Source organism: Nocardia wallacei (genome assembly GCF_029868745.1).
GTDB classification, from domain to species: domain Bacteria; phylum Actinomycetota; class Actinomycetes; order Mycobacteriales; family Mycobacteriaceae; genus Nocardia; species Nocardia wallacei_B.
In genome coordinates this window covers 32,653-56,178 of record NZ_JARWOP010000300.1, presented here as the reverse complement: position 1 = coordinate 56,178, position 23,526 = coordinate 32,653, and the positions used below count along the sequence as shown (strand labels likewise).

Annotated in this window: 25 protein-coding genes and 2 pseudogenes; 11 read left to right on the top strand and 16 right to left on the bottom strand. The window is 63.8% G+C overall.

Annotated elements, in window-relative coordinates:
- Positions 1–222 precede the first annotated feature (222 nt).
- Positions 223–816 carry a 16S rRNA (adenine(1408)-N(1))-methyltransferase WarA gene (gene warA, locus QH470_RS27870; protein ID WP_425302794.1) on the top strand — a complete coding sequence of 198 codons (594 nt, stop codon included), beginning with the start codon at positions 223–225 and terminating at the stop codon, positions 814–816.
- Positions 817–891: 75 nt separating this feature from the next.
- Here the strand turns inward: warA and QH470_RS27865 are convergent, their stop codons facing one another.
- Genes QH470_RS27865 through ku form a run of 3 tightly spaced genes read right to left on the bottom strand, consistent with a single transcriptional unit; the run spans position 892 to position 2,870 of the window.
- The gene (locus QH470_RS27865) at positions 892–1,374 is read right to left on the bottom strand and encodes a hypothetical protein (RefSeq protein ID WP_280275323.1); all 483 of its coding nucleotides are present in this window, start codon (positions 1,372–1,374) and stop codon (positions 892–894) included.
- Positions 1,375–1,407: 33 nt separating this feature from the next.
- The gene (locus tag QH470_RS27860) at positions 1,408–1,941 is read right to left on the bottom strand and encodes a GNAT family N-acetyltransferase (protein WP_280275322.1); all 534 of its coding nucleotides are present in this window, start codon (positions 1,939–1,941) and stop codon (positions 1,408–1,410) included.
- A 5-nt stretch (positions 1,942–1,946) separates the two neighbouring features.
- A complete protein-coding gene (gene ku / locus QH470_RS27855; protein WP_280275321.1) occupies positions 1,947–2,870 on the bottom strand; it encodes a non-homologous end joining protein Ku in 924 nt (307 codons plus the stop codon).
- A gap of 641 nt (positions 2,871–3,511) precedes the next feature.
- On the opposite strand from ku, the gene QH470_RS27850 reads away from it, so the two are divergent.
- Both QH470_RS27850 and QH470_RS27845 read left to right on the top strand, forming a co-directional pair.
- Positions 3,512–3,850, top strand: a complete 339-nt coding sequence (locus QH470_RS27850) for a histone-like nucleoid-structuring protein Lsr2 (RefSeq protein ID WP_280275320.1) — start codon at positions 3,512–3,514, stop codon at positions 3,848–3,850.
- Positions 3,851–4,335: 485 nt separating this feature from the next.
- On the top strand, positions 4,336–4,509 hold the full coding sequence (locus QH470_RS27845) for a hypothetical protein (RefSeq protein WP_280275319.1): 174 nt from the start codon (positions 4,336–4,338) through the stop codon (positions 4,507–4,509).
- A gap of 19 nt (positions 4,510–4,528) precedes the next feature.
- On the opposite strand, the gene QH470_RS27840 is transcribed toward QH470_RS27845, so the two are convergent.
- The 4 genes from QH470_RS27840 to QH470_RS27825 all read right to left on the bottom strand — a co-directional run bounded on the left by QH470_RS27840 (position 4,529) and on the right by QH470_RS27825 (position 7,655).
- A complete protein-coding gene (locus tag QH470_RS27840; RefSeq protein WP_280275318.1) occupies positions 4,529–4,885 on the bottom strand; it encodes a hypothetical protein in 357 nt (118 codons plus the stop codon).
- Positions 4,886–4,947: 62 nt separating this feature from the next.
- Positions 4,948–5,325 carry a hypothetical protein gene (locus QH470_RS27835; protein WP_280275317.1) on the bottom strand — a complete coding sequence of 126 codons (378 nt, stop codon included), beginning with the start codon at positions 5,323–5,325 and terminating at the stop codon, positions 4,948–4,950.
- A 518-nt stretch (positions 5,326–5,843) separates the two neighbouring features.
- Positions 5,844–6,476: an NAD(P)-dependent oxidoreductase gene (locus tag QH470_RS27830; RefSeq protein ID WP_280275316.1), complete on the bottom strand. Its 633-nt coding sequence runs from the start codon at positions 6,474–6,476 to the stop codon at positions 5,844–5,846.
- A gap of 705 nt (positions 6,477–7,181) precedes the next feature.
- Positions 7,182–7,655, bottom strand: coding sequence for a MarR family winged helix-turn-helix transcriptional regulator (locus QH470_RS27825; protein WP_280275315.1), 474 nt, complete (start codon positions 7,653–7,655; stop codon positions 7,182–7,184).
- Between the two features lie 115 nt (positions 7,656–7,770).
- On the opposite strand from QH470_RS27825, the gene QH470_RS27820 reads away from it, so the two are divergent.
- Entirely contained in the window at positions 7,771–8,304 is a 534-nt protein-coding gene (locus tag QH470_RS27820; RefSeq protein WP_280275314.1) for a nuclear transport factor 2 family protein, read from the top strand.
- Positions 8,305–8,314: 10 nt separating this feature from the next.
- Here QH470_RS27820 and QH470_RS27815 read toward each other — a convergent pair whose 3' ends face one another.
- The 5 genes and pseudogenes from QH470_RS27815 to QH470_RS27795 all read right to left on the bottom strand — a co-directional run bounded on the left by QH470_RS27815 (position 8,315) and on the right by QH470_RS27795 (position 11,539).
- On the bottom strand, positions 8,315–8,713 hold the full coding sequence (locus QH470_RS27815) for a hypothetical protein (RefSeq protein WP_280275313.1): 399 nt from the start codon (positions 8,711–8,713) through the stop codon (positions 8,315–8,317).
- A gap of 351 nt (positions 8,714–9,064) precedes the next feature.
- Positions 9,065–9,835, bottom strand: a complete 771-nt coding sequence (locus tag QH470_RS27810) for an oxidoreductase (RefSeq protein ID WP_280275312.1) — start codon at positions 9,833–9,835, stop codon at positions 9,065–9,067.
- 25 nt (positions 9,836–9,860) lie between these two features.
- A pseudogene (locus tag QH470_RS38330) lies at positions 9,861–10,241 on the bottom strand (DDE-type integrase/transposase/recombinase); the annotation flags it as partial.
- Between the two features lie 125 nt (positions 10,242–10,366).
- Positions 10,367–10,546, bottom strand: coding sequence for a ribbon-helix-helix protein, CopG family (locus QH470_RS27800; RefSeq protein ID WP_280275310.1), 180 nt, complete (start codon positions 10,544–10,546; stop codon positions 10,367–10,369).
- Between the two features lie 309 nt (positions 10,547–10,855).
- Positions 10,856–11,539, bottom strand: a complete 684-nt coding sequence (locus QH470_RS27795) for a PIG-L deacetylase family protein (protein ID WP_425302793.1) — start codon at positions 11,537–11,539, stop codon at positions 10,856–10,858.
- A 249-nt stretch (positions 11,540–11,788) separates the two neighbouring features.
- On the opposite strand from QH470_RS27795, the gene QH470_RS27790 reads away from it, so the two are divergent.
- From QH470_RS27790 to QH470_RS27775, 4 genes are all read left to right on the top strand, one after another.
- On the top strand, positions 11,789–11,956 hold the full coding sequence (locus QH470_RS27790; RefSeq protein WP_280275309.1) for a hypothetical protein: 168 nt from the start codon (positions 11,789–11,791) through the stop codon (positions 11,954–11,956).
- A 211-nt stretch (positions 11,957–12,167) separates the two neighbouring features.
- Complete coding sequence (locus tag QH470_RS27785) at positions 12,168–13,064, top strand: hypothetical protein (RefSeq protein ID WP_280275308.1); 897 nt, start codon at positions 12,168–12,170, stop codon at positions 13,062–13,064.
- A 7-nt stretch (positions 13,065–13,071) separates the two neighbouring features.
- The gene (locus QH470_RS27780) at positions 13,072–13,851 is read left to right on the top strand and encodes a class I SAM-dependent methyltransferase (RefSeq protein ID WP_280275307.1); all 780 of its coding nucleotides are present in this window, start codon (positions 13,072–13,074) and stop codon (positions 13,849–13,851) included.
- A 528-nt stretch (positions 13,852–14,379) separates the two neighbouring features.
- Entirely contained in the window at positions 14,380–14,796 is a 417-nt protein-coding gene (locus QH470_RS27775; RefSeq protein ID WP_280275306.1) for a VOC family protein, read from the top strand.
- A gap of 831 nt (positions 14,797–15,627) precedes the next feature.
- Here QH470_RS27775 and QH470_RS27770 read toward each other — a convergent pair.
- Entirely contained in the window at positions 15,628–15,954 is a 327-nt protein-coding gene (locus tag QH470_RS27770; protein ID WP_280275305.1) for an acyl carrier protein, read from the bottom strand.
- Positions 15,955–16,275: 321 nt separating this feature from the next.
- Positions 16,276–16,941 carry a winged helix-turn-helix transcriptional regulator gene (locus QH470_RS27765; protein WP_280275304.1) on the bottom strand — a complete coding sequence of 222 codons (666 nt, stop codon included), beginning with the start codon at positions 16,939–16,941 and terminating at the stop codon, positions 16,276–16,278.
- 98 nt (positions 16,942–17,039) lie between these two features.
- On the opposite strand from QH470_RS27765, the gene QH470_RS27760 reads away from it, so the two are divergent.
- A complete protein-coding gene (locus QH470_RS27760) occupies positions 17,040–17,603 on the top strand; it encodes a dihydrofolate reductase family protein (RefSeq protein ID WP_280275303.1) in 564 nt (187 codons plus the stop codon).
- Positions 17,604–18,223: 620 nt separating this feature from the next.
- On the opposite strand, the pseudogene QH470_RS27755 reads toward QH470_RS27760, so the two are convergent.
- Positions 18,224–20,037 (bottom strand): annotated as a pseudogene (locus tag QH470_RS27755) (IS481 family transposase).
- A 427-nt stretch (positions 20,038–20,464) separates the two neighbouring features.
- Here QH470_RS27755 and QH470_RS27750 point away from each other — a divergent pair.
- Both QH470_RS27750 and QH470_RS27745 read left to right on the top strand, forming a co-directional pair.
- Complete coding sequence (locus QH470_RS27750) at positions 20,465–20,878, top strand: VOC family protein (RefSeq protein ID WP_342228469.1); 414 nt, start codon at positions 20,465–20,467, stop codon at positions 20,876–20,878.
- An 883-nt stretch (positions 20,879–21,761) separates the two neighbouring features.
- Entirely contained in the window at positions 21,762–22,022 is a 261-nt protein-coding gene (locus QH470_RS27745; protein WP_280275302.1) for a hypothetical protein, read from the top strand.
- A 168-nt stretch (positions 22,023–22,190) separates the two neighbouring features.
- On the opposite strand, the gene QH470_RS27740 is transcribed toward QH470_RS27745, so the two are convergent.
- Complete coding sequence (locus QH470_RS27740) at positions 22,191–23,456, bottom strand: MFS transporter (protein ID WP_280275301.1); 1,266 nt, start codon at positions 23,454–23,456, stop codon at positions 22,191–22,193.
- Positions 23,457–23,526: the final 70 nt, after the last annotated feature.

Below are 23,526 nucleotides of genomic sequence, written 5' to 3'. Positions count from 1 at the left end.
CGCCCCCGCGGCCGGGCCTCTTTTCGTGGGCCAGCCTCCCCTGGTACCCGGCGCTGGCGGGCGCGGCCTACGGGCGTGTCCCTCTCTCGCCCGGCCGGGCCGGTCGTCGTCCGCGGGCCGGAAAATCGGATGCGCGGCCGGGTCCGGTGTGGCTAGCGTGTCGGCATGCGAATCGTATGTGGCAAGCGAATCCAGGACGTGGACATCGGTTAAGCCGAACAGCTGATCGCCCGCCACCGGGCGGTGCGGATCGACATGGGCACCGGCGACGGCCGGGCGGTACTGGCCGCCGCGGCGGCCGACCCCGACCTGCTGGTGATCGGTATCGATGCCCACGCGGCCGGAATGGCCGAATCGTCCCGCAGGGCGGCACGCTCCCGGCAGGGTTTGCCGAACGCGGTATTCGTCGCCGCGGCCGTGGAGAACCCGCCGCCCGAACTGGACGGCGTGGCCGACGAGGTGACCGTGCTCTTTCCGTGGGGTTCACTCCTGCGCGGTCTGCTGACGGCCGACCCGGCCGTCCTCGACGGAGTGGCCCGCTTGATGAAACCCGATGCGGCACTGGACATCCTGCTGTCGGTCGTGGAGCGCGACGGCCTGGCGGGCCTACCCGCGATCTCCGGCCCGGATGCTCTGTCTGCATTGGCGGACTCCTATGCGAGGCACGATCTTTCGGTCACGGACATCCACCCGGCCACGCCGGACGAGGTCACGGCCTTCGGCTCCAGTTGGGGTAAACGGCTCGGTGCGGGCGCCCGCCGTCCCGCGTGGCGTATCACGGCCCGCCGCACCGGAGCCCGGGAGCGGGCCGGATGACGGGTCGGGTTGCTGTGGAGGTAATGCGGCACGGGCTGGAGACGCTGTGGACCGAAGCGCCGCGTGGAGCGAAAATCAGTGTGTCGGAAGGCGTTCGGTGGAGCCCTCGGCGAGCGCCCGGCGCACGTTGTCGATTCCCCCGCGCACTCCGGCGCCGTAGCCGTCGTCGGCCAGCACCTCGGTGCGGGCCTCGGCGGCCGCGAGATGTCGGTGGGCGGCCTCGAAGGCGCCCAGCCGACGATAGTTGTCGGCCAGGTTGAGGTGCAGCGACGGATAGAACCCGCGCACGCTCAACGACGCGTGGTGCTGCTGGGTGCGCTCGTCGGTGAGCGAGTCGGCGGCGTCGAGGGCGCGGACATCCCAGGTCAGGGATTCGGCGGCGTGCTCGCAGAGGTCGGCCAGATAATGCGCGAGGGTGCAGCGGTGCAACGGGTCGCTATCGGCGCCGATCGACTCCCACAGGGCCGTCAACCGCTCCCGAGCCGTAGCCGAATCACCTTGCCGCCCAAGGGTAACCGCCTCGGAGATGGCGGCCATCGTCGCATCGGTCTGTGTCATGCCGATCACCGTACGGGCAGCCACCGACAGAAATCAGCGGCGCAGCCGCCCCGTGCGGGCGAATGTGCGTTTGGTGGCGGGGGACAGGCCCGGGGTGGCGTCGGCGAGGGCGGGGTCCGGCTCGTCCGGGTTCGGGCGCACGAACAGGGTGACCGTGGTGGTGTCGGCGAAGCCGTGCCGCGTCATCATGGTCGCCGACGCCGCGTTGCCGGATTCGACATCGGTGACGATGCGCCGCGCGCCGCGCTCGAACAGCGTCGCGCAGCAGACCTCCACCAGCCGCCCGGCGATACCGCGGCCCTGCATGTCGGGCGCGACGGCGATCCACTCCAGATACGCCCAATCGTCGCGCAACTCGAACTCCATGGAGCCGAGCACGAAACCGACCACCCGATCGGAATCCAGCGCCACCCAGCACGAGCCGTCCGGACTGTCGAGGTGCTCGGCCACCGACGTCAGCGACCACGAGGTGTACGGCTTGGCCTCGGTGTCGAACACCTCGGCCCCCAGGTCCAGCACCTCACGCAGGTGCCCGAGCCCCATCGGAACGATGGCCGTGTCCGGCACGCCGCTCAGGCGCCTTTTCGGGTCGACTGCTTGGTGGATTTCCGCGCCGTCTTGGCGGCCGCCTTGGGCGCGGCTTTCTTGGCGGCCTTCTTCGCCGGCTTCTTCTCGGCGGCCTTATTGCCCGATTCCGACTTCGTGCCGGACCGGCGACCGGTCGCCTCGAGGCTGCGCTGCAACGCCGCCACCAGATCCACGACCTCGGCATCCATTTCCTGCGGCGCGGGCTCCTCGGGCCGGATCACCTTGTTCGACCCCGACGCGATGGCCTCGTCGAGCATCCGCTTCAGCTCGATCTGATATTCGTCGGTGTACAGATCCGGTTCGAAATCATCGGACATGCTCTCGACCAGCGTTTCGGCCATCGAGATCTCCTGCTTGCGCGGCTCGCCAGCCCCGTCGAGCGATTCGAAATCGACCGAGCGCACCTCGTCCGGCCACAGCAGCGTCTGCAGCACCAGCACACCGTCGCGCACACGCAGCGCGGCCAGCCGGGTCTTCTGGCGCAGCGTGAAATGCACCAGCGCTACCCGATCGACCTGGTCCAGCGTCTTGGCCAGCAGCACATAGGCTTTCGGCGTGTTCGAGTCCGGCTCCAGGTAATAGCTCTTGTCGAACAGAATCGGATCGATCTGCTCCGACGGCACGAACTGCAACACCGGAATCTCGTGCTTCTCCGCCACCGGGAGTTTCGCGAAATCCTCATCGGTGAGCACGACCTTGTCCCCCTCCGGGGACTCGTACGCCTTATCGATATCGGCGTACTGCACCGACTCCCCACACACCGTGCACACCCGGTCGTATTTGATCCGCCCCCCATCCTTGGCATGCACCTGATGAAACCTGATGTCATGGTCCTCGGTGGCGGTATACACCTTCACCGGGACATTCACCAGGCCGAATGCAATCGACCCCTTCCAGATGGAGCGCATATGGATACTGTACTTTTGACCCCGCCTCCTCCGCACGTGTTTCGTCGTGACCTGCGGTTTCAGGGTGTTGGTGGGTGTTGGTAGGTGTCGCTGGCGGACCTGTGACGGCCTGTAGACGGCCTGGGAATCGGGGGTCGGGCCTGGGATTATGCGCCTGGGACGGTTGCCGCTGGGGTATCGCTGCGACCAATCTTCGGCGTGTCGCCGGGCGTGTCGCACGTTGAGGTGGGTGCGATGATCGTGCGGGTATTTGGCTTGCGGTTGGTGGCGTGGCTGTGTGTCGATCGGTCTCTGTCTTCGTGCACTGGCGCGTGGGCAGGCATGAGTGGCCGCTAGCATCTTTGCCGGGTGATTGTGTCGGTGCTGTCGGAATATCGTCTTGCGGATCATCGCGTCTGTTGTTCGACCATGTTGCGGTGAGGCTCGACAGTGGTGACGACGGCGGCCGGTGACCGGATTGGTCGGCGTCGGAGCTGTCCGGCATGTGTCGAGAAGCGCGCGGGCGGCGAGTGGGACAGCCTAGATCCAGGAGGAGTTAGGTGAGCGTGTCTGTGTCGTAGCTGCTTGTCGAATTGATTGTTGTTTCCTGAGCGGTTTAAGGTTGTTTGTTCTAGTATTTCTCACGGAAGAAGGCGGGTTGAATGGCGAAGAAGGTCATCGTCGAGTTGGTGGACGACTACGACGGTAAGTCGAAGGCGGAGGAGACGGTTCGGTTCGCGCTTGACGGTGTGGAGTACGAGATCGATCTGTCGGTGAAGAATGCCGGAAAGATGCGTGAGGTCTTCGCTCAGTGGACCGGGCCGGCGCGGAAGGTCGGTCGTATCCCGAGGGGTAAGAGCAGCCAGGTGGTGGCTCGTTCCTCGACGGATCGTGAGCAGACCGCGGCGATCCGGGATTGGGCTCGTAGGAATGGTTACAACGTGTCGAGCCGGGGTCGTATTCAGGCGGATGTGGTGGCGGCGTACAACAAGGCGAGTTGAGCTTGGCGTGGCTGGTGTCCGGTTAGGGAAGGGGCCGGCCGCAACTAGGCGAGCCGTCGAGCACAAAGTGCCTGTGACGGTGGTTCTGTGCGGTGTCGGGGTGATTTCCGTACATTCGTCACCCTGGAGTGAGCTGGATTGGTTTGTGTTCCAGTGTCTTCGGATTGACCCGCTCGAACGGTGGAGGCTCGTGCGAGACCATGGCAAGTATCGTGTGCGATTTCCTCATCTACGAGCTGATGAAGAAGGACTAGGTCTTTCCGCTGGTCAGGGGCTTCTGGTCGGTTGACCAGGGCGTCCAGGTGTCACTTTGGTGTCACTTTCGCTGGATAAACGCTGATCAGGCGTGGTGTCAGCCCGCCGTTGATCGGTGCCCGCCGCCGTCCGGGTCGAGCAGCTGCGGCTCGGTGCCCTCGGCGCGCGGCACACTCTCGCATTCGTACGCATGTTCGAGGATATGGTGCTCGCGCCGCTATTGTTGACACATGCTGGAAATTGGGCAGCGGGTGCGAATCGGCGAGCGGGGCGTGTCGGTGTTCGAGGTCGTCGAGATCGAGGACGACGCCCACGTGCTCATCCAGTCTGCCGAGGCGGACGTGCCAGGCCGGTGCCCGTTCTCGATGCGCGTCCAGGATCTCGTTCCGGTCGACAGCGAATAGCCCGCCCCGGTCTAGGTGATCAGCACGGCTGGAACGGGTAGCACGGTGCCGGCGCGACCGGCGGGGCTTGCCGGACGGGCGCGGGCGCGACGGTCGAGGACTCGGCCGGCCGGGTGTCGGCCGCCGGCGGGCCGGAAGTGAGTGCGAGGACGACAGTCAGCACGGCCAGCAGGAGAGCGGCGCCGCCGAGGACCGCCGCACCGACCCACAGGATCGGCATGGGCGAGGCGTTGCGGATGCCGTGGACGTGCATGGACCGGTAGCGCCCCGGACGCCCCGCGCGGCGGCGATCGGTGAACCGGGTCGTCGGTCCTACCGACCGGCCGCCGATCTTGTGCGAGCGGCCCCCGTACGTGCGTGGTGTCTCGTACCCCATGCCCGAGCATTATCCCCGCGGGCAACGACACGGATGGCCGATCGCGCATGGGATTTCGGCGGTCAGTGGTCGCGCTCGCTGCCCTCGCGGTGGTTGCGTTCGGCCCGGGCGATCGGGTCGAGGGTCCAGTCTGCGAGCGCACTGCGTGGGCTCAGGATGTTCGGGTGCGCCGCGTCGTGGGCTTCGCGTTCGCGCTGGGCGCGGGCGACGTTGCGGGCGATCTGAACGCGGGATTCGGCGGCGGTGAGGAAGGTATCGGCTTCCTGGCTCAGCAGAGCCAGTTCGTAGCGTCGCTCGCCGACGGGTACTTCGTGACGGATCTGGTGATCGATGTGGTCGAGTTCTTCACGTAGCACGCGCAGGCGGGCGGGGGCGGGCTCGTGGCCGAGTCGCTTGGCCTTTGCGATGAGCTCGTTGTACAGCTCTTCCCAACTGGGCATGGCAGACCCCCTGGAGGCGTTGTTGTCGCGGCGTTTCCAACGGTACGTCGGGTTTTCAATCGTCGCGGGTTCGCAGCTCGATCCCTGTCGGTTCCTGCGCGGGCAACGACACTAATGGCCCGGATGCGCAGCATGCACATAGCGCTCTGATGATTGCCGGCGGCGCGCTTTTGCCCGCGCCGCCAGAGCCCGTGGACGGTGGTCCCCCCGAAGGTTTTGGCGACGTCGGCGGTACGGAACGGGAATCAGTTCCGCTGGTACAGGCGAACGTGAGCGGCGGGTGGCCACGCTCGTCTGCGACGAGCCGGACGGCCGCGTCGAAGGCGGTGTGCGCTGTCATAGAGCCGGGTAGGTGAGGCATTTGGCCGCGCTGGACATCCTTGGGTTCGATTCCACGTCGCCGGGCCTAACGCTAATCAATCCGAACCGTCGCCGAACGTTTGCGCCATATCGGCGGGCGGCGAAAAGCGAATGTCAGTGACGCTTTCCTGGACAGTGCGCGGGGCGTATTCCTGATATCAGCTGGCGACGTATAGCGCTTTGCGATAAAGGTCAGCGCGATTCAGGGTGTCGAGCAGTGCTGTTGCCAAATCGGGTAAGGTGAGACTACGAGCTCCGATGATAGGATGAGAGCTGATGCGGTAGCTTCCCGAAGCTGGCCTATCCAGCAAACGCGGAGGGCGAAGTGTCACCCAGTCGACCTCACTCTTAGCCAGCGCGCTTTCCATGCGGCGCATGTCGTCGTATGTGGCGCCGAAGAAGCGGTCCAGAATCGGCATGACGATGTGGCGTTGCAGGGAAGGCTGGTCACCTCGGGGTGCAGCCGGAATAGCGGAAATAGCGGATAATACGCAGATTCCGTTGTCATGCATGACATCTAGGATGTTGGCAATTCCTTGCGAGTAGACGACGGTTGGTTGGCGAGAGGTGGCAATTCCCAACGCTGACACCACAGCGTCTACACCGGTCAATGGTCCGGCCAGGGACTCGCGTTCTAGAACATCGGCGGCGGTCACACGCAGCTGCGGATCGTAGTGGGTGACGGTGTCGGGTCGTCGTGCCAGTGCGGTCACTTCATGGCCTCGTGCCAAGGCTTGGATAACGACATGCGTGCCCGTGCGACCATTTGCTCCAGCTACTGCGATTCTCATGGATCTCACTTACTCGCTGTCCTGCCATTGGGTGGTGGTCATGATTTCGTCAGCAATCCGATATTCAGCGTGAATTCTATTCCGCGTAGGTATACGCCGGACAGAATCGATAGCTGATGTGCGTCATCGCTGGTTATCGATCAGAAATCCAACGTCTGGTCTCGGCATTTTTGAATAGGCGGCGCAAGTTCTGCGGTGTTGCCATCTGTTTGCAATGTCCAAGTGCAGCCGCCGTCGGTTTGGGCAGTCATCGTGGCACCGGATCCTCCTATGAGACTCGCCGATCCGGTTTGCCATCGGAATGGGGCGATAATGTTGACGGCGTTAAGGTTTGATGGGTCGTATGTCCATTTTCCAATGAACCGGTGAAGTGAATCGGACTGGCTGTCCGATCCTGCCCGGGTGTGGCGATCTGTGGAATTCTGACCGGAAGCCCGAACAGGTCCACGGCCGCGATATCGGTCAAGCTCGTGGGCTCGGGTCCACGTGCTGAGATATGTGGCGGCTACACCGGGATTTCCCACTGCGGTGCCGTACACAGCACCCAGCTCGCTGTGGCAATGAGCGTGATCGCCAGCGTTGTCGATAGCCGGGTAGATCTGCGCCGGTGTGCCAGACGTTTACCATTTCCGTCTCCTCGGAGGGGATGGATCATCGTGTCTATGTGCCGACCGTCAAACCGCGCATCAACACACGGCGTCTACTTCACTTGCTGACGGTCTCGGCGGAACTGTGGCTACCCTCAACTACCCGGGTGAGTAGTCGCACAAGCACTTTTCGTTCACCGGCAGACAGTGAGGTCAAGAATTGTGCCTGGGCCTGCTCCAGTAGGATATCGAGTTTCTGGAGATGGCGGACTCCGGCTGCGGTGATGGAGACGATATTGCGTCGGCGGTCCGCGGGATCAGGTTTGCGTTTCACGAACGCATGCCCGACCAGGTCGTTGACGGTCTCCACGATCTCGCTACGATCGATGCGCGTGCAACGCCCCAAGTCGGCCTGACTCGAAGGCCCGAACTCGTCCAACGCTGCAAGTAGTGCGTAGTGATAGCGGCGAGAGCCGGTGCCGTGCAGGGCTTGATCGGTCAGTCGGTTCGCGGAGATGGCTGCCAGGTTCACCAGCCGGCTCGGCATCGCACGCAGACGGGACGGTACGGCTTCGTATTCCCCGATGTCCATGACGCCAACCTAGCATATTGTTGGACCTTCCAACAATATGATGGTAGCGTGGCGACTCCAACGTTGGACCATCCAACGAATGGGCTCAGGCCCGGTGTCGCTCAGAAGGAAGCTGATGAACGTTCTCCGTACCATCGCCATGATCGCCTTACCGCTGGCACTGACCGTGGCGTGCTCCGCCACCGACCCGGCAGATGACTCGACACGCCGACAGGTCCAGGAGGCGGCCGATCGAGAGCAGATAACGACGCTTGTCTACCGACTCGGGGCCGCCTTCGATGAAAAACGCTTCGATGAGCTGCACTCTATCCTCGCCGCGGACGCAACGACCACGACGCCTGGTGGGCAACAGGCAGGCCGCGACGCAATGATCGCGCAGGCCATCAAAATTCACTCGGACATGTACCGGATCCAGCACATTATGTCGAACATAGATATCGAATTGAACGGTGACCAGGCAGGCGTCCGGCTGAATGCAATCGCGTACTTCGCCCCTGCTGGCATCTCTCCCAGCCCTGTTGCTCCGGCTCCGCAGCTCACGATCGGAGAGGTCTACCGCCTCGAAGCGAAACGTACCCCAGATGGATGGCGTCTGTCGCGGGTGCAGTCGACTCCGATCTGGGAGACCGGTACTCGGCCAGCGATGTGAACCTTTCAGCTCACTGCGCCGGTGGCTTACATTCACCAGGGTTCCGTTGGAGTCGAGTTGCTGGAACATAAGACGCAAACCACCAGTCGTTGTCTGTCGGGCCGCACATATCGGGTTGAACCTGCAGCGAATTCGGGATCTCGCCGGTGAACACGGTGTAAGCAGCGTTCTTGTTGTCGTTGTCCAGCTGTGGCAGAGTGAACTCGTTGGCACGGATATGCGCGGCGAAGTCCAACTCCGGCGGCACGCCGTACTTGGCCAGGTAGTGCGGCACCGACGCGTGCCAGATCCACGAGCCATCGGTATGTAACGCCGCAGGCACGTCCGGTGCGCTATCCGCGTCGAACAGATCGACGTCGAAGCCGCGGCCGCCGGTGATGACAAGTGCGGCGTTCAGGTACCGGAGCATCGGTGCCACCTCGTGCTCAGACACCGGTTGACGACCGGGCGGCTGTACTGGTCGTGGTAGTCGAAGACGCGGGCGCCCCGGAACCGGCCAGCCACTTCGGCGACGCGTTCCGCGTTCGGCAGCACGATCTTCGTCCGCAGTCAACGCACCGAAAAACGGTTCAAGCAGCCGGACATCATCAACGAGACCTGGACGCTCGGACGAAGCGGAGCAAAATCTGAATGGCGAACCGCTACATCAAAAGCCGGGCCATTCGACCGATCCCGGTACCGCACTGGAATCTGATGAAGCCGGTGCAATAAGCGATCACAGAGTCTCGATGGATGTGTCCATCCCGAGGTGGTGGTCAGATCAAAGTGCCTCCAGCCTGCCACCGTCAACGACGAAAGCCGCACCGGTGATCCAGGTAGCACGGTCGGATGCGAGGAAAGCGACCATCTCGGCCACATCTTGAGGCCGACCAGGCGCTCCCAACGGCGTGGAACCACCCATGCCGGCGAAGGTGGAGTCGACCTCCGCCCCGGTCCGCTCGGCGACGATTCCCGCATGAGCGCGCGCTGCGGGCGTGTCGATGAAACCGGGCAAGACGGTGTTGACGCGAACACCTTGCGGTCCCACAGCCTGCGCCAATCCTTTAGCATAGGCCGACAATGCTGCCTTCGCTGCCGCGTAGTCCAACATGACGGGTTGGGGCGCGCGGACCGCGAGCGCGGAGATCTCGATGATCACGCCGCGCGATTGCGTCAATGCCGGGAGCAAGGCACGGTCCATACGTACGGCCGACAGAAAGTTGGTGTCCAGAGACCGGACCCACTCCTCATCCGAGATCTCCAGCGGTCCTTCGAGGTGAAGAGTGGAACCGCCCACGTTGTTCACCAGAACGTCCAGCCCGCCCAGGATCTCGAGTGCTTTCGAAGACAGTTCTTGTACACCTTCGGGAGTGCTGACATCGGCGACGACAAGTTCGACGCCATCCGGTATGTCGGAGGTCACACGACGACCTGAGGTAACCACGCGGGCACCGGCGGTAGACAGGCGAGCGACCATCGCCGCGCCGATGCCACGGGTGCCTCCGGTGACGACCACGCGCCTGCCGGCGAACTCCGGGAAATCGCCGATCACCACCCGGGCCCTCGAGCAGGCTCGTCCAGTGGTTGCGGTTCAGGCACTCTGCGCGTAGCCGCCGGTTGAACGATTCGACGTACCCGTTGTTCCACGGCGTTCCCGGCGGGATGTAGACGATCCCCACCCGATCACCGCAGAACTGTTGCAGCGCTTGGGAAATCATCTCCGGTCCGTTGTCCATGCGCAGCACTCGCGGTGGCCCGCCGCGTGCGGTGAACACCTTCGCCAGCTCGGCGACGAGCCGCTCGGCGGTGATGGAGCGTTCCACCAGGTGCAACAACGACTCGCGGGTGTGTTCGTCGATCATCGACGCGATCTTCACCGCCTTGCCGTCGACAGTGGAGTCGAACTGGAAGTCCAACGCCCACACCACCTTCGGTGCATCCGCGTCGACCGGCGGCATCGACGAGACACCGACCCGCTTGCGCGGGTGATGCTCGCGCACCTGCAAGCACTCCTCCCGCCAGAACTCGAACCGCAGCGGCGGCCGCGACCCGAACGCGAGCCGCAGCAGAGGTGTGAATTCCTTCACCTGCGGCGGGGCGGTCTGGGGCCTCTCGCCAGGAACTCGGTCAATGCCCGCGCGACCAGGGCGGAGACCGTGCCACCCGACTCCCGTGCTCGCTCACGCACCCGATCCGCGAGCGCCACAGGTAATTTGACGGTGAACACCACCGCCCGCTCCGGAACGACCGGCCGTCCCGACACCACGGCGAGCCTGCCGCGGTGAGCACCCGAAATCCGCCGCCAGCGCCCTGGGCCGCGTCGGCCACCGCGACACCCGCTTCCAGTAGATCCGCCGCCGCATCCACCCGTCGAGCGAATTGCGCAGCGCCAGAACGATTCCGAGCAGAGTCCATGACATAAATATAATACGATTCATGTCATTTCGCTTCCGGAACACGGCGCGGCCGTTCCAGCCGAACGGTAGCTCAGCGTGACATCGAAGCAGAAGTTGCCAACCTCGTTGGGGGCGTACAGACACCAATACTGTCCAACTAATTCAGAAGCGACCCACTAGGAAGTGGCGGGGGGTTCCCGATTTCCGTCTGTTCGTCCACGGAAGTCGATCTTTGCCTTGTCGATAAGGAATCCCTCGGCGAATTCTGTCCCGCATTGGACGCCGCGGATACGCGCCAAGCCGAGGAAGGTGCGCTCATCGAACCAGTGCCGATGCCGTTGCGAAGGGTAGTGCTCGACGAGCATCCGAGCCTTGGCGGCCGCTATAGCCGGTGTCAGCGGGTGAAAAACTGTGGGGCGCGGAGTATCAGTTTCCCATTTGACTATCTCGTACCGGAGTACCAAATGGTCGCGGAACTCCGTGGTTATCAGGTCGGCCAGCAGTCGGTGGTCATGGTGGGCATCTTCTCGGTTCGGTGCCAGAATGAGCTGGGGTTCGCTACGGCGGCGAAGATCCCGCAGCGTCTGTTTGATTCGCGCCCACTCGGCCGGTGCGCTGCCGTCAGTGATGTCGCATACGGTGATGTCGATCCGCGCCCCGGGGCAGAATGCGCTCAACGCACGCCGTTCCTCAAGCTCGCGCTCCGATCCCCGGCCTGACAAGATCAAGCACCTGACCAGCAGTCCGGGATTCGCACCAGCCAACATCAGCAAGGTGCCGCCGGCACCGATGGCGATGTCGTCGCAATGTGCGCCGAAAACGACGATCTCGGTAAGGCTCTCGCACGTCAACGACATCAAATTCGCACACCCGCTTCGCAACGACAACCCATACCACCACGTTCGCGAGCCACCTTCAGTGCGATTGAGCACGCAATCTTCGATAGGCTCCGCCCGCCAACCCAGGCATGGAAGATTTTCCACGTGACGCGAGTAGTTACCTTCCCACCCATGAGGATGCGTACTTGGGATCAGCCAATATCCTGCTCTGCAACGGGCTGTCCGATCGAACCGGGCCACTCGTCAAGTCCACCCTCCAGGAGGTCCCTCGTGATCATCGCCACTTTGTTCGAGTTCGCCGGGCATGCCTGGGAGGCCATCGCGGCCACCCCCCACCAGGTAATCGCCAGCGTAGCCGACCAGGACACCAGTTCGACCACGCTGCTTGAGGCCTCGCAGTCGCGAGCCTTTGGGGTCCCGCCGGTGGACATCGTATAGCGGACTTCACGGCATGGTAGAAATCCACCCGTCAGCGTTGCGTTGCAAACCCGGCGTAGACGCCCTCGTGGTCCCTTCAGCACGCCCTGCCGATTGCACGCCACACCATGTCAGATTAGCGGAATCTCTCGGGTGCACGCTCGTAGTCATTTGCAGCAAGCAAATCAGCTCACGCGACGTTGTCGATCAAGCTGCTCATTGCCGTGTCCCGGTGGTGGCGATCGACTTCGCCGCAGACGTCTGTCCACCGCACCCCGAGGTTTTTGACACTGCTGAACTGCTCTCCCGCACGCCACTCTGGCACTCCGTCGAAGTCAGCGCGAAACGTAATACGGGAATCGTGCTCGCTCACCTGGTTGGATGGGAAAGGGTTTTCTTCCTGGATGATGATGTGAGGATCGACGACCCCGGTCACATTCAGACCGCGTCCGACCTGCTCGACGGGTACGCAGTATCCGGATTGGCTGTTCATGGATTCCCTGATCTGTCGGTGGTCGGGCATGCATGCAAACGAGTCGGGCAAATACCGGACTCGTTCCTGGCCGGCGGTGTCCTGATGACCGCCCCCAAGCGGCGGCCTGCATTCTTTCCCGAAATCTACAATGACGACTGGTTGTATCTTCTCGACGATGACTCTTTTCCCAGGCTGGCGCTGACCGGAAGCGCCGTACACGCCGAATACCAGCCCTTCGATGATCCCAAAAAAGCCGCACACCAGGAATTCGGAGAGGTGATCGCCCAAGGACTGCACAGCGGTATCCGCCACGGGATCGCGCCAGGCCACGCGGATCGAACCTTCTGGCGGTCCTTTCTATCGGCCAAATACAACTTCTTGCACGAGCTGCTCGAAAAGCTCGAAGAGCGCAACCCGCACGGCCAGAACGATGTCGCGGCCCACGCCGCAGTGCAGGAAGCGATCACTGCGCACGACGAGATCAATCCCGCCCTCTGCATCGCCTACACCGACGCCTGGAAGCGCGATCGCCACTGGTGGACAACGTATCTGGCGCAGCTACCCAGCACAATGACCTTGCCGGATGCGATCACCCAGCTGGGTCTGCACACCCTAATGTTGCTGCCGGGCCCGACACCGGCGACAAACTGCTGAGGACGTCATGGACCTGAGTTTCCAAGAAAAGGACAACCGACTCGCCGCAAGAATCAGAGCGAACAAACTCTTCGGCACCTTCGATCTGACCGCCTGGATCGAGAAATTTGTCAGCAATCGATGCTGGGATTCCGTACTAGACCTCGGCTGCGGTGACGGCAACCATCTTGGAATCTACCTGCGGCACGTGCACTCCGAAGGTCGCGTAATCGGACTCGACCGAGACGAGACATTGCTCGAAACAGCGCGAGCGTCTTACGGCAATGACCGCCAACTCACCCTGGTCGAGCAGTCCATGGATGAGATACTGCCGTTCCCAAATGGTACATTCGATCTCGTCGCTTCGATTTTCGCGATCTACAACGCCAAGGATCCGAGTGTCGTGATCGACGAGATAGCTCGAATTCTTCGCCACGGTGGCCACTTGCTTCTCATCGGCCCCACTGTCGAAAATGCACCCGAACTATACGATTTCAACGAGCGCCTCACTGGCCGACGTATAGACGATCGCACACGCATCCGCGCGGCACGACTCTCCGACGAATTTCTGCCCATCGTACGAGAGCGTTTCGACAGTGTTAAAACCGAAAAAATCGACGCCAGCCTTGTCTTCCCCAACCGGAACGAATTCTTGCGCTACTACACATCGACATTGTTGTTCGAAGAAACAGCCGAAGGTACTGCACTGACCCGGAGAGACATGGAAGACGCGTGCGACACCGAACACGAATTGCGTTTGTCCAAGTCAATGTTTGTAATCAATGCACACTCACCGGCTCGGCCTTGATCCAACGGTGTGGTCGGTGGCTGGCTCGCGCGCCTCTGACCCGCGGCCAGCAGGTCTGGCGTGGGGGGACTGATGACCTGCCCAGCATTTCCACTCCACTTGCTCAGTTGTCACAACCAGCGAACAGGCCCCGGCTACCGGTTGCGATCGCGCATCCCGATCAGCCGTCCAGCCGCGAATGCGTCGGCCTGGCACGGCAGAAGTTCGTCGCCTGCGACGACTACCTCGGTCTATCCGCCGACGAAGCTGACGTCCAGGACGCCGTGCAACCAGGACGTATCACGATCCGGCGTGCAGGCGGCAACGTACACGATCGTCACCCGGAGCAATCGCCGCACCCCGATCGGGGTCCACTTGCCAGCCGGGTTGTACTTGCGGCGCGCAGTGTCAACGGCAGCTGAATCCTGGTTCTGGCCCACTTTTCGTGATTGGCCCGTCAGATCGTCACTCGATATCGGTACCGCGGCTACGAGGTCCTGCGGGCCGGCTCGACCAATCTGACGCCGGTGCCGACTCGGCTTGGTGGGCATGAAGCCTGCGACTGTCATTGTCTCGTTGCCCGTTGCGGATTCGGAACGGGCATTGCGGTTCTACCATGACGGGTTGGGGTTGGCCCCGGCTGAGGTCGATGAGAGCATCATCGCGTTCGAGTTGCCGAACCTGTCGCTGTTCCTTATCGAGTACGGCGAGTATGAGAAGTACACGAGCCGCGCCGGTATCACGCCTCGCCTACCTGCGCCCGGTGCCTGTTCCCTCTCGTGTGCCATCGGGAGCAAGGAGGAGTTGGACGACATCCTTGGTCGAGCGACAGCAGCGGGTGCGTCTGTGGCCCGGCCGGCCGGTGAGTATGACGGGTCGTACATGGGGTACTTCAGCGACCCGGACGGGCACCTGTGGGAACTCGTTGTCAATGCCCAGACTGAAGCGGCGGCCACCGCACAATAGCGCGGCTGCCGGGGAGCGGAGACCGGGCTCAGTGGTGTCGGTGAGCGGTACGTGTTGTCCTTGGTCGATCGATTGGTTGAGTCGGGCCCGCAGCGCGGTGCCGATGTTGCCACCGGTCCGTTTCTGCGAGCCGCTCGCCGAACCCGGCGTGCGTGTCTCCACGCACCGGGCTCTCCACGGTGTCTGCCGTCAGGCCTGGTCGGCCAGGGTCCAGGGTTGGGGATCGTGTCGCCGCGATACCGATATCGAGTGATCAGCACCTTGGCGAGGTTTGAACAGTTCGATCCCGTCCGCCGACGGTTATGCCACCGACCGGTGTGGTCGCGAGGTGTCGGTGGACGTCCTTCCATCTCCAGCGGTGCAGCCTTTCCACCAGCGGCAACTCGCCACCAAACGAAGTTTTCGAGGAGTGAAAAGCGTGGCTGACGCGGAGGTGGCGCGTACTACGGCCGCGTGATTTCAGTGCGAGGCGAGTTCCATGACAGGTTCCCGGTCGCCGGACACGACCGTCGAACGCGGCAATGGCCACTCGACCCTCCAGCCCACCAAGGTATGCCGCGATTTCGAGTTCGGCGGCTTCGATGGCGACCATGGCGCCACCCAAAGGCAGCGCCTGCATCAACCGCCCTCGCGTTGCCGCGACGACCGCCGCGTCGGCCAGTGTAGTCGAGAAGGCGTGCGGCACAGCCGCGCAGGGCATCGTCGGACTCCGCCGACATTCGGGACTGGAATGATGCTCGTGTGCAGAGGTGGGCGCGCAGACAAGGCACTTCCCAGTGCAGCGCTGGGCTGGTGTCTACGACTCATTGCAGGGTGCATTTCGTTTACTCCCTATGGCGGTGTATCGCGGTCGGCAGCTGCCTCGAGGCGGGTACCCATGATTTCGGAGTGAAGATGGTGTGCCAGCTCCGTCGCGGTCCGATACTGGAAAATGGTGGCGAGTGGCAGGCGCAGACCGGTAACCGTCTCGAGGCGGTTGCAGAGTTCGACCGCGGTCAGCGAATCCGAACCGAGTTCGAAAAGCGGCCGACGGGGTTCGATGTCCTCACCCGAGTCATGAGCCAGCACAACAGTCGCATGGTCACAGACCAACTGCACCAGTATGCGGACCTGGTCGTCTGGCGCACGTCCGGTGAGGCGGGTTCTGATATCCGGCATCGGTTGCGCCCCGGCTCCCTTCGCCGACCGATCACTCTCGCCGAACGGCCGATTCCTGTTGATCGCGCACGAGAGTCTTCGCGAGCTCAGCGCCGATCATGGATTTGTCACAGTGCTCGATACTCGCAGCGGAACTGTCGTCGGCCAGATCCGATTCGACTTCCCTCTCGGTCATCTGGCCGTATCGCCGGACGGGAAGCGGCTCTATGTCGCGTCGGGTTCGGGTGGCCGCCGTGAGGAGCCCGGCTGGTTCACCTCTGCTGACATCAGTGCGTACCGGTAAAAGTCGGGGCGATGGGAATTCGATCCGAAACTCACAGGTCAGGTCCCTGTGGCCGTGGTGTAGGGAACGGTGAAGATCGAGGTGAAGTCTGCGAGGAGTGTGGGATCTCCTTCGAGTTCGACCGCACCTTCGGTCACCGCAGCTTGCGGGTCCAGTGTGCCGGCCAGCAGATCGCGGAACCCCGGCCCTCCGGTGATGGTCAGGTCGGAATTCGGGTACTCGCCCGGGGCCACCTCGACGATCCCATCCGCAACCAGTGCATGTGCGACGGCGCCCGAGATCTTGACCGTGAATGTCAGCCGTCGCGCCGGCACTGTGCCGCTTTCGGCTGCGACCCGGAGGCCGGAGACCAGAACGGCCTCGGTGACGACCTCACCCTCACGGGGGGCACGCATCTCGCCCGCACCCCAGCGGGAAAGGGCGTCGAGTGCGGGCTGGAGCTCCGCACCCCGTGGTGTGACGACGTAGACGATCGAACGATCCGAGCCGCTTCGCGCCTCTCGGACAACGAGGCCGTCTTGTTCCAGCTCTTTCAGGCGAGTGGCGAGCAGCTTGGACGGGATGCCGGGCAGCCCTCGGGCCAGGTCGGAATAGCGCCGTGGGCCGACCAGCAGGTCACGCAGGATCAACAGTGTCCAGCGCTGCCCGAGGACCTCGGCGGCTCGCGCCAGCCCACAGAACTGTCCGTACTCGCGGTTTCGCATGGCGCAAGCGTACCACTTGACTTCATATAGTACAGTCTACTTCATCTATTGAAGTAGGTTCATGTGGCGCCACTGGTGTCTTCGAGAAGGGAACTGAGATGGCAAGCACGGTGACGATCGACATCTTCGAGTCGGTCGATGGATGGGCGGGTGGCGAGGGGCTGCCGGGATACTTCGGATACTTCGGCCCCGAGCTCGCGGAGTGGGTCGCCACCGAATCGGCGGCCCCGCAGCGCGTCATCATGGGTCGGCGCACCTACGAGGCGTTCATGGCCCTGCCCGACGAGGCGTGGGGAGAGACCTATGACGAGGTCATGAAACTGGAGAAGGTGGTGTTCTCATCCACTCTGAAACAGGTCGACTGGCCGAACACCCGCATCAGTTGTGATCTGATCGAAGAGGTCGCGGACTTGAAGGCGAACGGCGACGTTCCACTGCGCACCTGGGGCAGTCTCTCGATCGCGCGGCAGCTTCTGGATGCCGGCTTGGTCGACCGGCTCCGGCTCGTCATGTTTCCGCTGTTCGCTGGGGATGCCGGACGTGAGTCCGCCTTCGCTGGTGTTACTGCCGGCGAACTCGATCTGGTCGAGCAGCGGGTTCTCGACGGCAAGCTGCTACTGATCGAGTACCGGCCGACCGGCAAGGACATCCCCCGCGCCTGAGCGCGGCGTCCCTCTCGGGCAGGAACTGCGCCATGATCGCCGCCGCCTGGCCTCACCAGCGGGAGACCTATTCGGTGGTGGAGAGGTCAACATCGAACGTGTGGTGCAAGCGGGCACGCGCTGCGGGTGGTGTCTTCCGGTGGAGTCACTCCGACGGGCCTGGCTGTCGGAGTCGCCACGGGGCCGATGGCAGTGGAACCCCGGACTGGTATTCGGCGCACTCGAGTTCCTGACGGAGATTAACTTGGGCGGGGCTGCTGGAACTCGCTGCGACGGGCCGACGGCGGAGCGCCGGGGGCGACTCCTGCGTCGTCGGCCCGTCCCGGTGTCGCACGTGGTGGGCCGGGCGGCAAATCTCGGCGCGAACGGTGTGTCTGTCTCGCCGCGGCGAGTAGCCGTTGCTGAGCGGCCGGACACTCGCTGCCCCGGCCACACTCGCAGCGCAGGCGCTCCCAGCAGTTGCTGCTGTTGATACGATCCGCGGTCTGTCACGTTGCGAGCAGTTCCGGCCGTCGAGACGTGCACCGGGCGCTTGTGACAGTGTGAGGGTTCAGGAGGTCCTTGGCGTGGATTGCGCACCAGGTTCTTGACGGGTTCAGGACGTGGTGGACGAATTTCGTTCAGGCTGTTCGGGTTCGGGCGCTGGCCTTGTATTGCCGGATGGGTCCGGGGTTCTTGCGGGTGTGCACGGACAGCTCGATGTCGTTGTGCAGCACCCGGAACAGGGTGTCTTCGATGACGACGATGACCGTCTTCCCGGCGTGGCTGGCGCCGACGCGGAGGCGTTGCTTGGCGACCATGATGATCCCGTCCTTCGGCACCCGCCGTTGCGCGCGCGGCGTCTGCGACGGGGCGGGCGGGAGCGGCTGGTCGGGGACGCGAGCTCCGCGGAGCTTGGTGACCTGGTCGACGGTGACGGGCGCGGGGAGAGTCTTGGCGAGCAGGCCGTCGGCAATGACGTGCATGAGGTGACCGTCGATGCGCAGCGCGACTCGTTTGCCAGCGTGCTGGGCGCCGAGCGCGATGCGGTGGCCGGCGAGCTGGATATCGCCGTCACGGCCGACGGTGCGCCCGATCTCGACGACCGTGGCCGCAGGCAGTGGCCCGCGCGGGATTGCGGAGGGCCCGGGTTCGGGTCCGGCGGGGCGAGCGCCGCGCAGGACGAGGGTGGCCAGGTCTGTCGCCGACAACCGGGACGGCCGGGGTGCGTAGCAGCTCGCCACCGATCAGCACGTGGATGGTGCGGTCGTTGGCCCAGACCGTGACGGTGCGCCCGGCCATCGTCGGGCTGAATTTCAGATCTTGGCCGCCGGGCAGCACGATCCGCCCGGCCGGGGAGATCATCATTTCCAGTTCGACTGCGTCGATCTCGCGTTCGTCGACGGTGATCGGGAACTTCTCCGGCGGCGGCCCCGTCTGGGCGCATCGACCGCGCCGCGAGCCGGTCAGGGACACGGACCGGCATGACCGGGGCGACCGGCAGCGGCTGTGGCAGCGCTGAGGCACCGGGGTGCGGGCGGAACAGCGAGTAGGGCGTGGCCATCTGCAGCGATTGGTGCGGGCGGCGGTAGTTGTATCCGTGCACCCAGGCGTCGATCGCTGCTTGCGCGGTCGCGAGATCGGCGAAAGGGCCTGCCTCGTCGAGGAAGTCGCGGCGCAGACTCTGATGCCAGCGCTCGATCTTGCCGGTCGTGGTCGGTGTGCGTGGTTTGGTCAGCCGCGCGGTGATCCCGTTCTCCCGGCAGATCCGCTCGAACAACACCTCCGCCGGATACGGCTTGCTGAATCGGCCGGTGAACTGTTTCCCGTTGTCGGTCAACACTTCCGAGGGCACGCCATAGCGGGACATGGCATCGGTGAATGCCTGGCAGACCGCGCGTCCGCTCGGCTCGGCGACGACCTGAGCGATCACCACGAACCGGGAGTGATCGTCAATTCCTGTGACCAGCTTGCATTCTCGGCCATCGGCCAGGAACACCCCGCCCATGATGTCGAGCTGCCACAACCGCATCGGCGCATCGCGCTGCCACCGCCGGTACTTGCGCCGATGCTGTTGCTGCTGCTCGTTGACCAGCCCGTGACGCACCAACACCCGATACGCGGTCGATCGGCTCGGCGCCGGCCGGACACCACGCTCGGCCAGCTCGAACGCGATCCGCTGCGCACCCCACCGCGGATGCTGCCGCCGCATCTCACAGATCGCGGCCTCCACCTCCACAGGCACACGGCTCGGCGAGTTCCGCGGCCGCGATGAGCGATCCGCCAGGCCCTCCAACCCGGCCTCGAGATACCGGGCCTTCCACGTGTAGATCGACTGCCGCGTCGTCCCGAACTGCCGAGCGACATCGGCAATCGCGCCGCCGTCGAGTACCTCCAGCACCGCCCGATACCGATGCTCCACTACCCAGGAACGGTGCGTGCCGTCCTCGCCGATTCTGTTGTGCGCCACGGGCACAATATCAAACCAGACCCGTCAAGCAGCTGCTGAACCCGTCCAGGACCTCCTGCACGGTCCGCGTCAAGCGCCTCCTGAACCCTCACACCAGCGGGGACAAACGTTGGCCGCCTGCGGGGACGGACTACTGGCCGTTGACACGCTTGCCGCTGCGATGAGCGACGCGGGACTACGGTCGCCGGGCGTGGCATCTGGGACAAGCTGCCGAAAATGCGGACGAAACGGTTGCCGAACAACTCGAGCGATCAGCTCATCGGGTAACCAACGTCGGGTTGGCTACTTCTGCAGTTCTGCTAGTGCTGCATCCGAAAGCTTGACGGTGCAATTCTGCTTGGAGGTTGTTGTCTTCTGGTGGCCGCTCGACCTATGTTGAGCGTGTTCGGTTGGCGGAGTGAACTGGGGGCGTATGACTCGACAGCAGATGTGGGTATCGAGCGTGACGATCGGAGCTCCGAACCCACGGGATTTAGCTGTGTTCTACCAACGGCTACTGGGGTGGACCATCAGCGCGATGGAGGATCCTCGGCCCGGCGAGCCACCGGAGGCGGGGTGGGCGCAGCTGTGTGCACCGGCCGACCTGCCCGGCCTGAGAACGATCAATATCGAGTACGAGCGGTACTACACCAGGCCAGTCTGGCCGAGTGAGCCGGGCCGCCAGCACATCACGGTTCATCTCGACCTGCCGGTCGAGGATCTCGACGCAGCACAGGCAAGGGCACTCGAAGCAGGTGCGACCCTTGCTGACACCCAACCGCAGGACGCCGTCCGCGTCATACTCGATCCCGCCGGGCACCCGGTCTGCCTGTTCTCTTCGGCATAGTCAGGCGACGCAGGGCAGGAAATCGGGTAGTTCAACCACGACGAATAGTCGGCAGGAACACCAGTTTCGCGTCGTTGGCCGCGCACCAGTCGTGGACTTCGGCACGTTTGTGCGGAGAGAAGTTCGACGATCACATACGGTTTCTCGCCCGGCCACCGTGATTGCAGGCTCCGCAGGAACGCACGAAACTCGGTCCAGCGCTTGCGATCCGGGATGCGGCAGTATATCTGGCCGGTGGACAGATCGAGAGCGCTGAACACGTGGCGCACGCCCTGGGTGCGGTGGTAGGTCGCCCGCAGTCGCTGCGGCCTGCGCCGAGGCTGCCAGCCTCGACCGGCGCGGGGATGCAGATTGAGCGGCCCGAATTCATCGACGCAGACCACGTGCCCGTCGTTGGGTGGGTTGTCGTAGGATCTTCCGCAAAGTCTCGCGGCTGAGATCGGCAATACCGTTGATACACAACACGTCCCGCAGCTTCGACAGGCTCCACGTCGAGGACGGCCATCCCAAGTGACGGGGTAGCACACGGCCGATCTGACAGATCCGTTCACGCGTCGCGCGATCGGTCTTCGCGGGCCTGCCCCTCTCCATTTTGGGTCCAATGTACCGAACCCATTCTCGTTGAAATCGTGGATCACCTGACGCACTAAATCACCCTAGAGCAACTGAGTCCGAGCATGTTCCATCGGCTGATCGCCCCGCGCATGTAACGCACGCGATCCCGTGGCGGATACCGCCGTGCAGTTGCCGTCACCGCAGCCGAGGTCGAGTACGGAATCCCAGCGTCAGATATTTCATAAGACGGGAGTCAGTTCTCGTGCGGAGCTTATTCGGTTCGCGAAGGTGGTGGTATCGGGTCGTCGTTGCGAAGCGGGTGTGCGAATTGAAGTCGTTGACGTGCGAGAGCCTTACTGAGATCGCCGTCTTCGGCGTACATTGCGACGACATCGCCATCGGTGCCGGCGGCACCTTGCTAATGTTGGCTGGCGCGAATCCCGGCTGCGATCCCGCAGCGCCTGAGTTCCGCAACCATTTGGTGCTACGGTACGAGCCTTCGCAACGGCATCGGCACTGGTTCGATGAGCGAACCTTCCTCGGCTTGGCGCGTATCCGCGGCGTCCAATGCGGGACAGAATTCGCCTAGGGATTCCTTATCGACAAGGCAAAGATCGACTTCCGTGGACGAACAGACGGAAATCGGGAACGCCCAGCCCCTTCCTAGGATTCGGCTCCCGCCGCTGTCGTCAGCGTAGTTCGATGATGCGACCCTCGGCGGTTGCGGGGCTGGGTGCGCTGCGGGCGTTCGCGTGTGTCATCGAGCATCGACGGCCTCGTCTACTCCGGTGGCAGGCGGCGCGCTCGCCCTCGGCGAGCGGGTCGCCGCCACCAATAGCGCGCCGGTCAGCGTCAGGGCTGCGGCGATCCAGATGGTGGATGCCAGCGAGAGTTTGTGGATGGCGACGCCACCTGCGAGCGCGCCGATTCCGATGGCGAGGTTCCATACTCCGACCCACAGCGAGGTTGCGGCTTCGACGGCTGTGGGCGCGGCTTTGATCATCCAGGTCTGCATGCTGACCGACAGTCCGCCGAAGAACAGACCCCACAGGAGGACCAGAAGCACGCCTGCGGCCGGCTGGAGGCCGACCGCCGGTAGTAGACCCAGAGCGACGGTGATCACCGCGAGGATGGAGAACACCACTGTGGGAACGCCTCGCCCCAGCAGTGCCCCGGCCGCGAAGTTCCCTCCCAGGCCGAGGAGGCCGTAGACCAAGAGAATCGGACCGACCGCGGAAGCGGACAGGCCCGCGATGTCGCGAAGGATCGGACCGACGAAGGTGAACGCGGCAAAGTGTCCCGTGACGGAAAGCAAGGTCGCGATGAGTCCGAATACCACGCCCTGGTTCCTGAGCTGACTGGCCAGTACGTGCGCGCGGACCGGAACTTGTGCTGACAACGGAGGCAATAGCACGATCAGCCATACCAGAGCGATAAGTGCGGCCGCCCCGAGCGCGGCGAACGCCAACCGCCACCCGAGGTTCGTTCCCAGGATCGTCCCCAGCGGGACGCCGAGCACGTTGGCCGCGGCGACGCCGGCGAAGATGATCGAGGTCGCCTTCGGTACATTCGCCGTCGACACCAGGCGAACGGCGATGCCGCCCCCGATCGCCCAGAACCCGCCGATCGCGACACCGACGAACACGCGCGACAGTAGGAGAACCTCGAACGTCGGAGCCAGCCACGTCGCCGCGTTCGCGGCGGTCATGAGGGTCATCAACGCGCCGAGAAGGACCCGGCGGTCCAACTTCCCGACCACCAGCGGTACCAGCAGTGCTGCGACACCGGCGACGATGCTGGGGACGGTGACGCTGAGCCCGGCAGTTCCTTCCGTGACGCCCAGGTCGGGGCTGATCTGGATCAACAGCCCGATCGGCAGTTGCTCTGCGACGACCAGCACAAACACGCCGAACATCGTTGCCCAGGCCGCGCCCCAGCGTTCGCCGTCGGTACCTCGCGCGTTCAGGGTCGGTCTGTCAGCCGCGCCGCCGCCGAAGCCTTCGTCGCTGTGTGTTCCAGCCACTGTGCGCTCCTCTCCCTAGTTTGGTATCGATCGCTCCCAAACTCGACGCTAGCATTGGGATCATCCGCTC

Excerpts from the sequence above, each read along its gene's own strand:
- QH470_RS27750 (WP_342228469.1), top strand. The coding sequence starts at position 20,465 with ATGACTCGACAGCAGATGTGGGTATCGAGCGTGACGATCGGAGCTCCG.
- QH470_RS27775 (WP_280275306.1), top strand. The coding sequence starts at position 14,380 with ATGAAGCCTGCGACTGTCATTGTCTCGTTGCCCGTTGCGGATTCGGAA.
- QH470_RS27780 (WP_280275307.1), top strand. The coding sequence starts at position 13,072 with ATGGACCTGAGTTTCCAAGAAAAGGACAACCGACTCGCCGCAAGAATC.
- ku (WP_280275321.1), bottom strand. The coding sequence starts at position 2,870 with ATGCGCTCCATCTGGAAGGGGTCGATTGCATTCGGCCTGGTGAATGTC.
- QH470_RS27840 (WP_280275318.1), bottom strand. The coding sequence starts at position 4,885 with ATGGGGTACGAGACACCACGCACGTACGGGGGCCGCTCGCACAAGATC.
- QH470_RS27815 (WP_280275313.1), bottom strand. The coding sequence starts at position 8,713 with ATGCTCCGGTACCTGAACGCCGCACTTGTCATCACCGGCGGCCGCGGC.
- QH470_RS27835 (WP_280275317.1), bottom strand. The coding sequence starts at position 5,325 with ATGCCCAGTTGGGAAGAGCTGTACAACGAGCTCATCGCAAAGGCCAAG.
- QH470_RS27770 (WP_280275305.1), bottom strand. The coding sequence starts at position 15,954 with ATGCCGGATATCAGAACCCGCCTCACCGGACGTGCGCCAGACGACCAG.
- QH470_RS27820 (WP_280275314.1), top strand. The coding sequence starts at position 7,771 with ATGAACGTTCTCCGTACCATCGCCATGATCGCCTTACCGCTGGCACTG.
- QH470_RS27845 (WP_280275319.1), top strand. The coding sequence starts at position 4,336 with ATGCTGGAAATTGGGCAGCGGGTGCGAATCGGCGAGCGGGGCGTGTCG.
- QH470_RS27825 (WP_280275315.1), bottom strand. The coding sequence starts at position 7,655 with ATGGACATCGGGGAATACGAAGCCGTACCGTCCCGTCTGCGTGCGATG.
- QH470_RS27765 (WP_280275304.1), bottom strand. The coding sequence starts at position 16,941 with ATGCGAAACCGCGAGTACGGACAGTTCTGTGGGCTGGCGCGAGCCGCC.
- QH470_RS27830 (WP_280275316.1), bottom strand. The coding sequence starts at position 6,476 with ATGAGAATCGCAGTAGCTGGAGCAAATGGTCGCACGGGCACGCATGTC.
- QH470_RS27850 (WP_280275320.1), top strand. The coding sequence starts at position 3,512 with ATGGCGAAGAAGGTCATCGTCGAGTTGGTGGACGACTACGACGGTAAG.
- QH470_RS27865 (WP_280275323.1), bottom strand. The coding sequence starts at position 1,374 with ATGACACAGACCGATGCGACGATGGCCGCCATCTCCGAGGCGGTTACC.
- QH470_RS27760 (WP_280275303.1), top strand. The coding sequence starts at position 17,040 with ATGGCAAGCACGGTGACGATCGACATCTTCGAGTCGGTCGATGGATGG.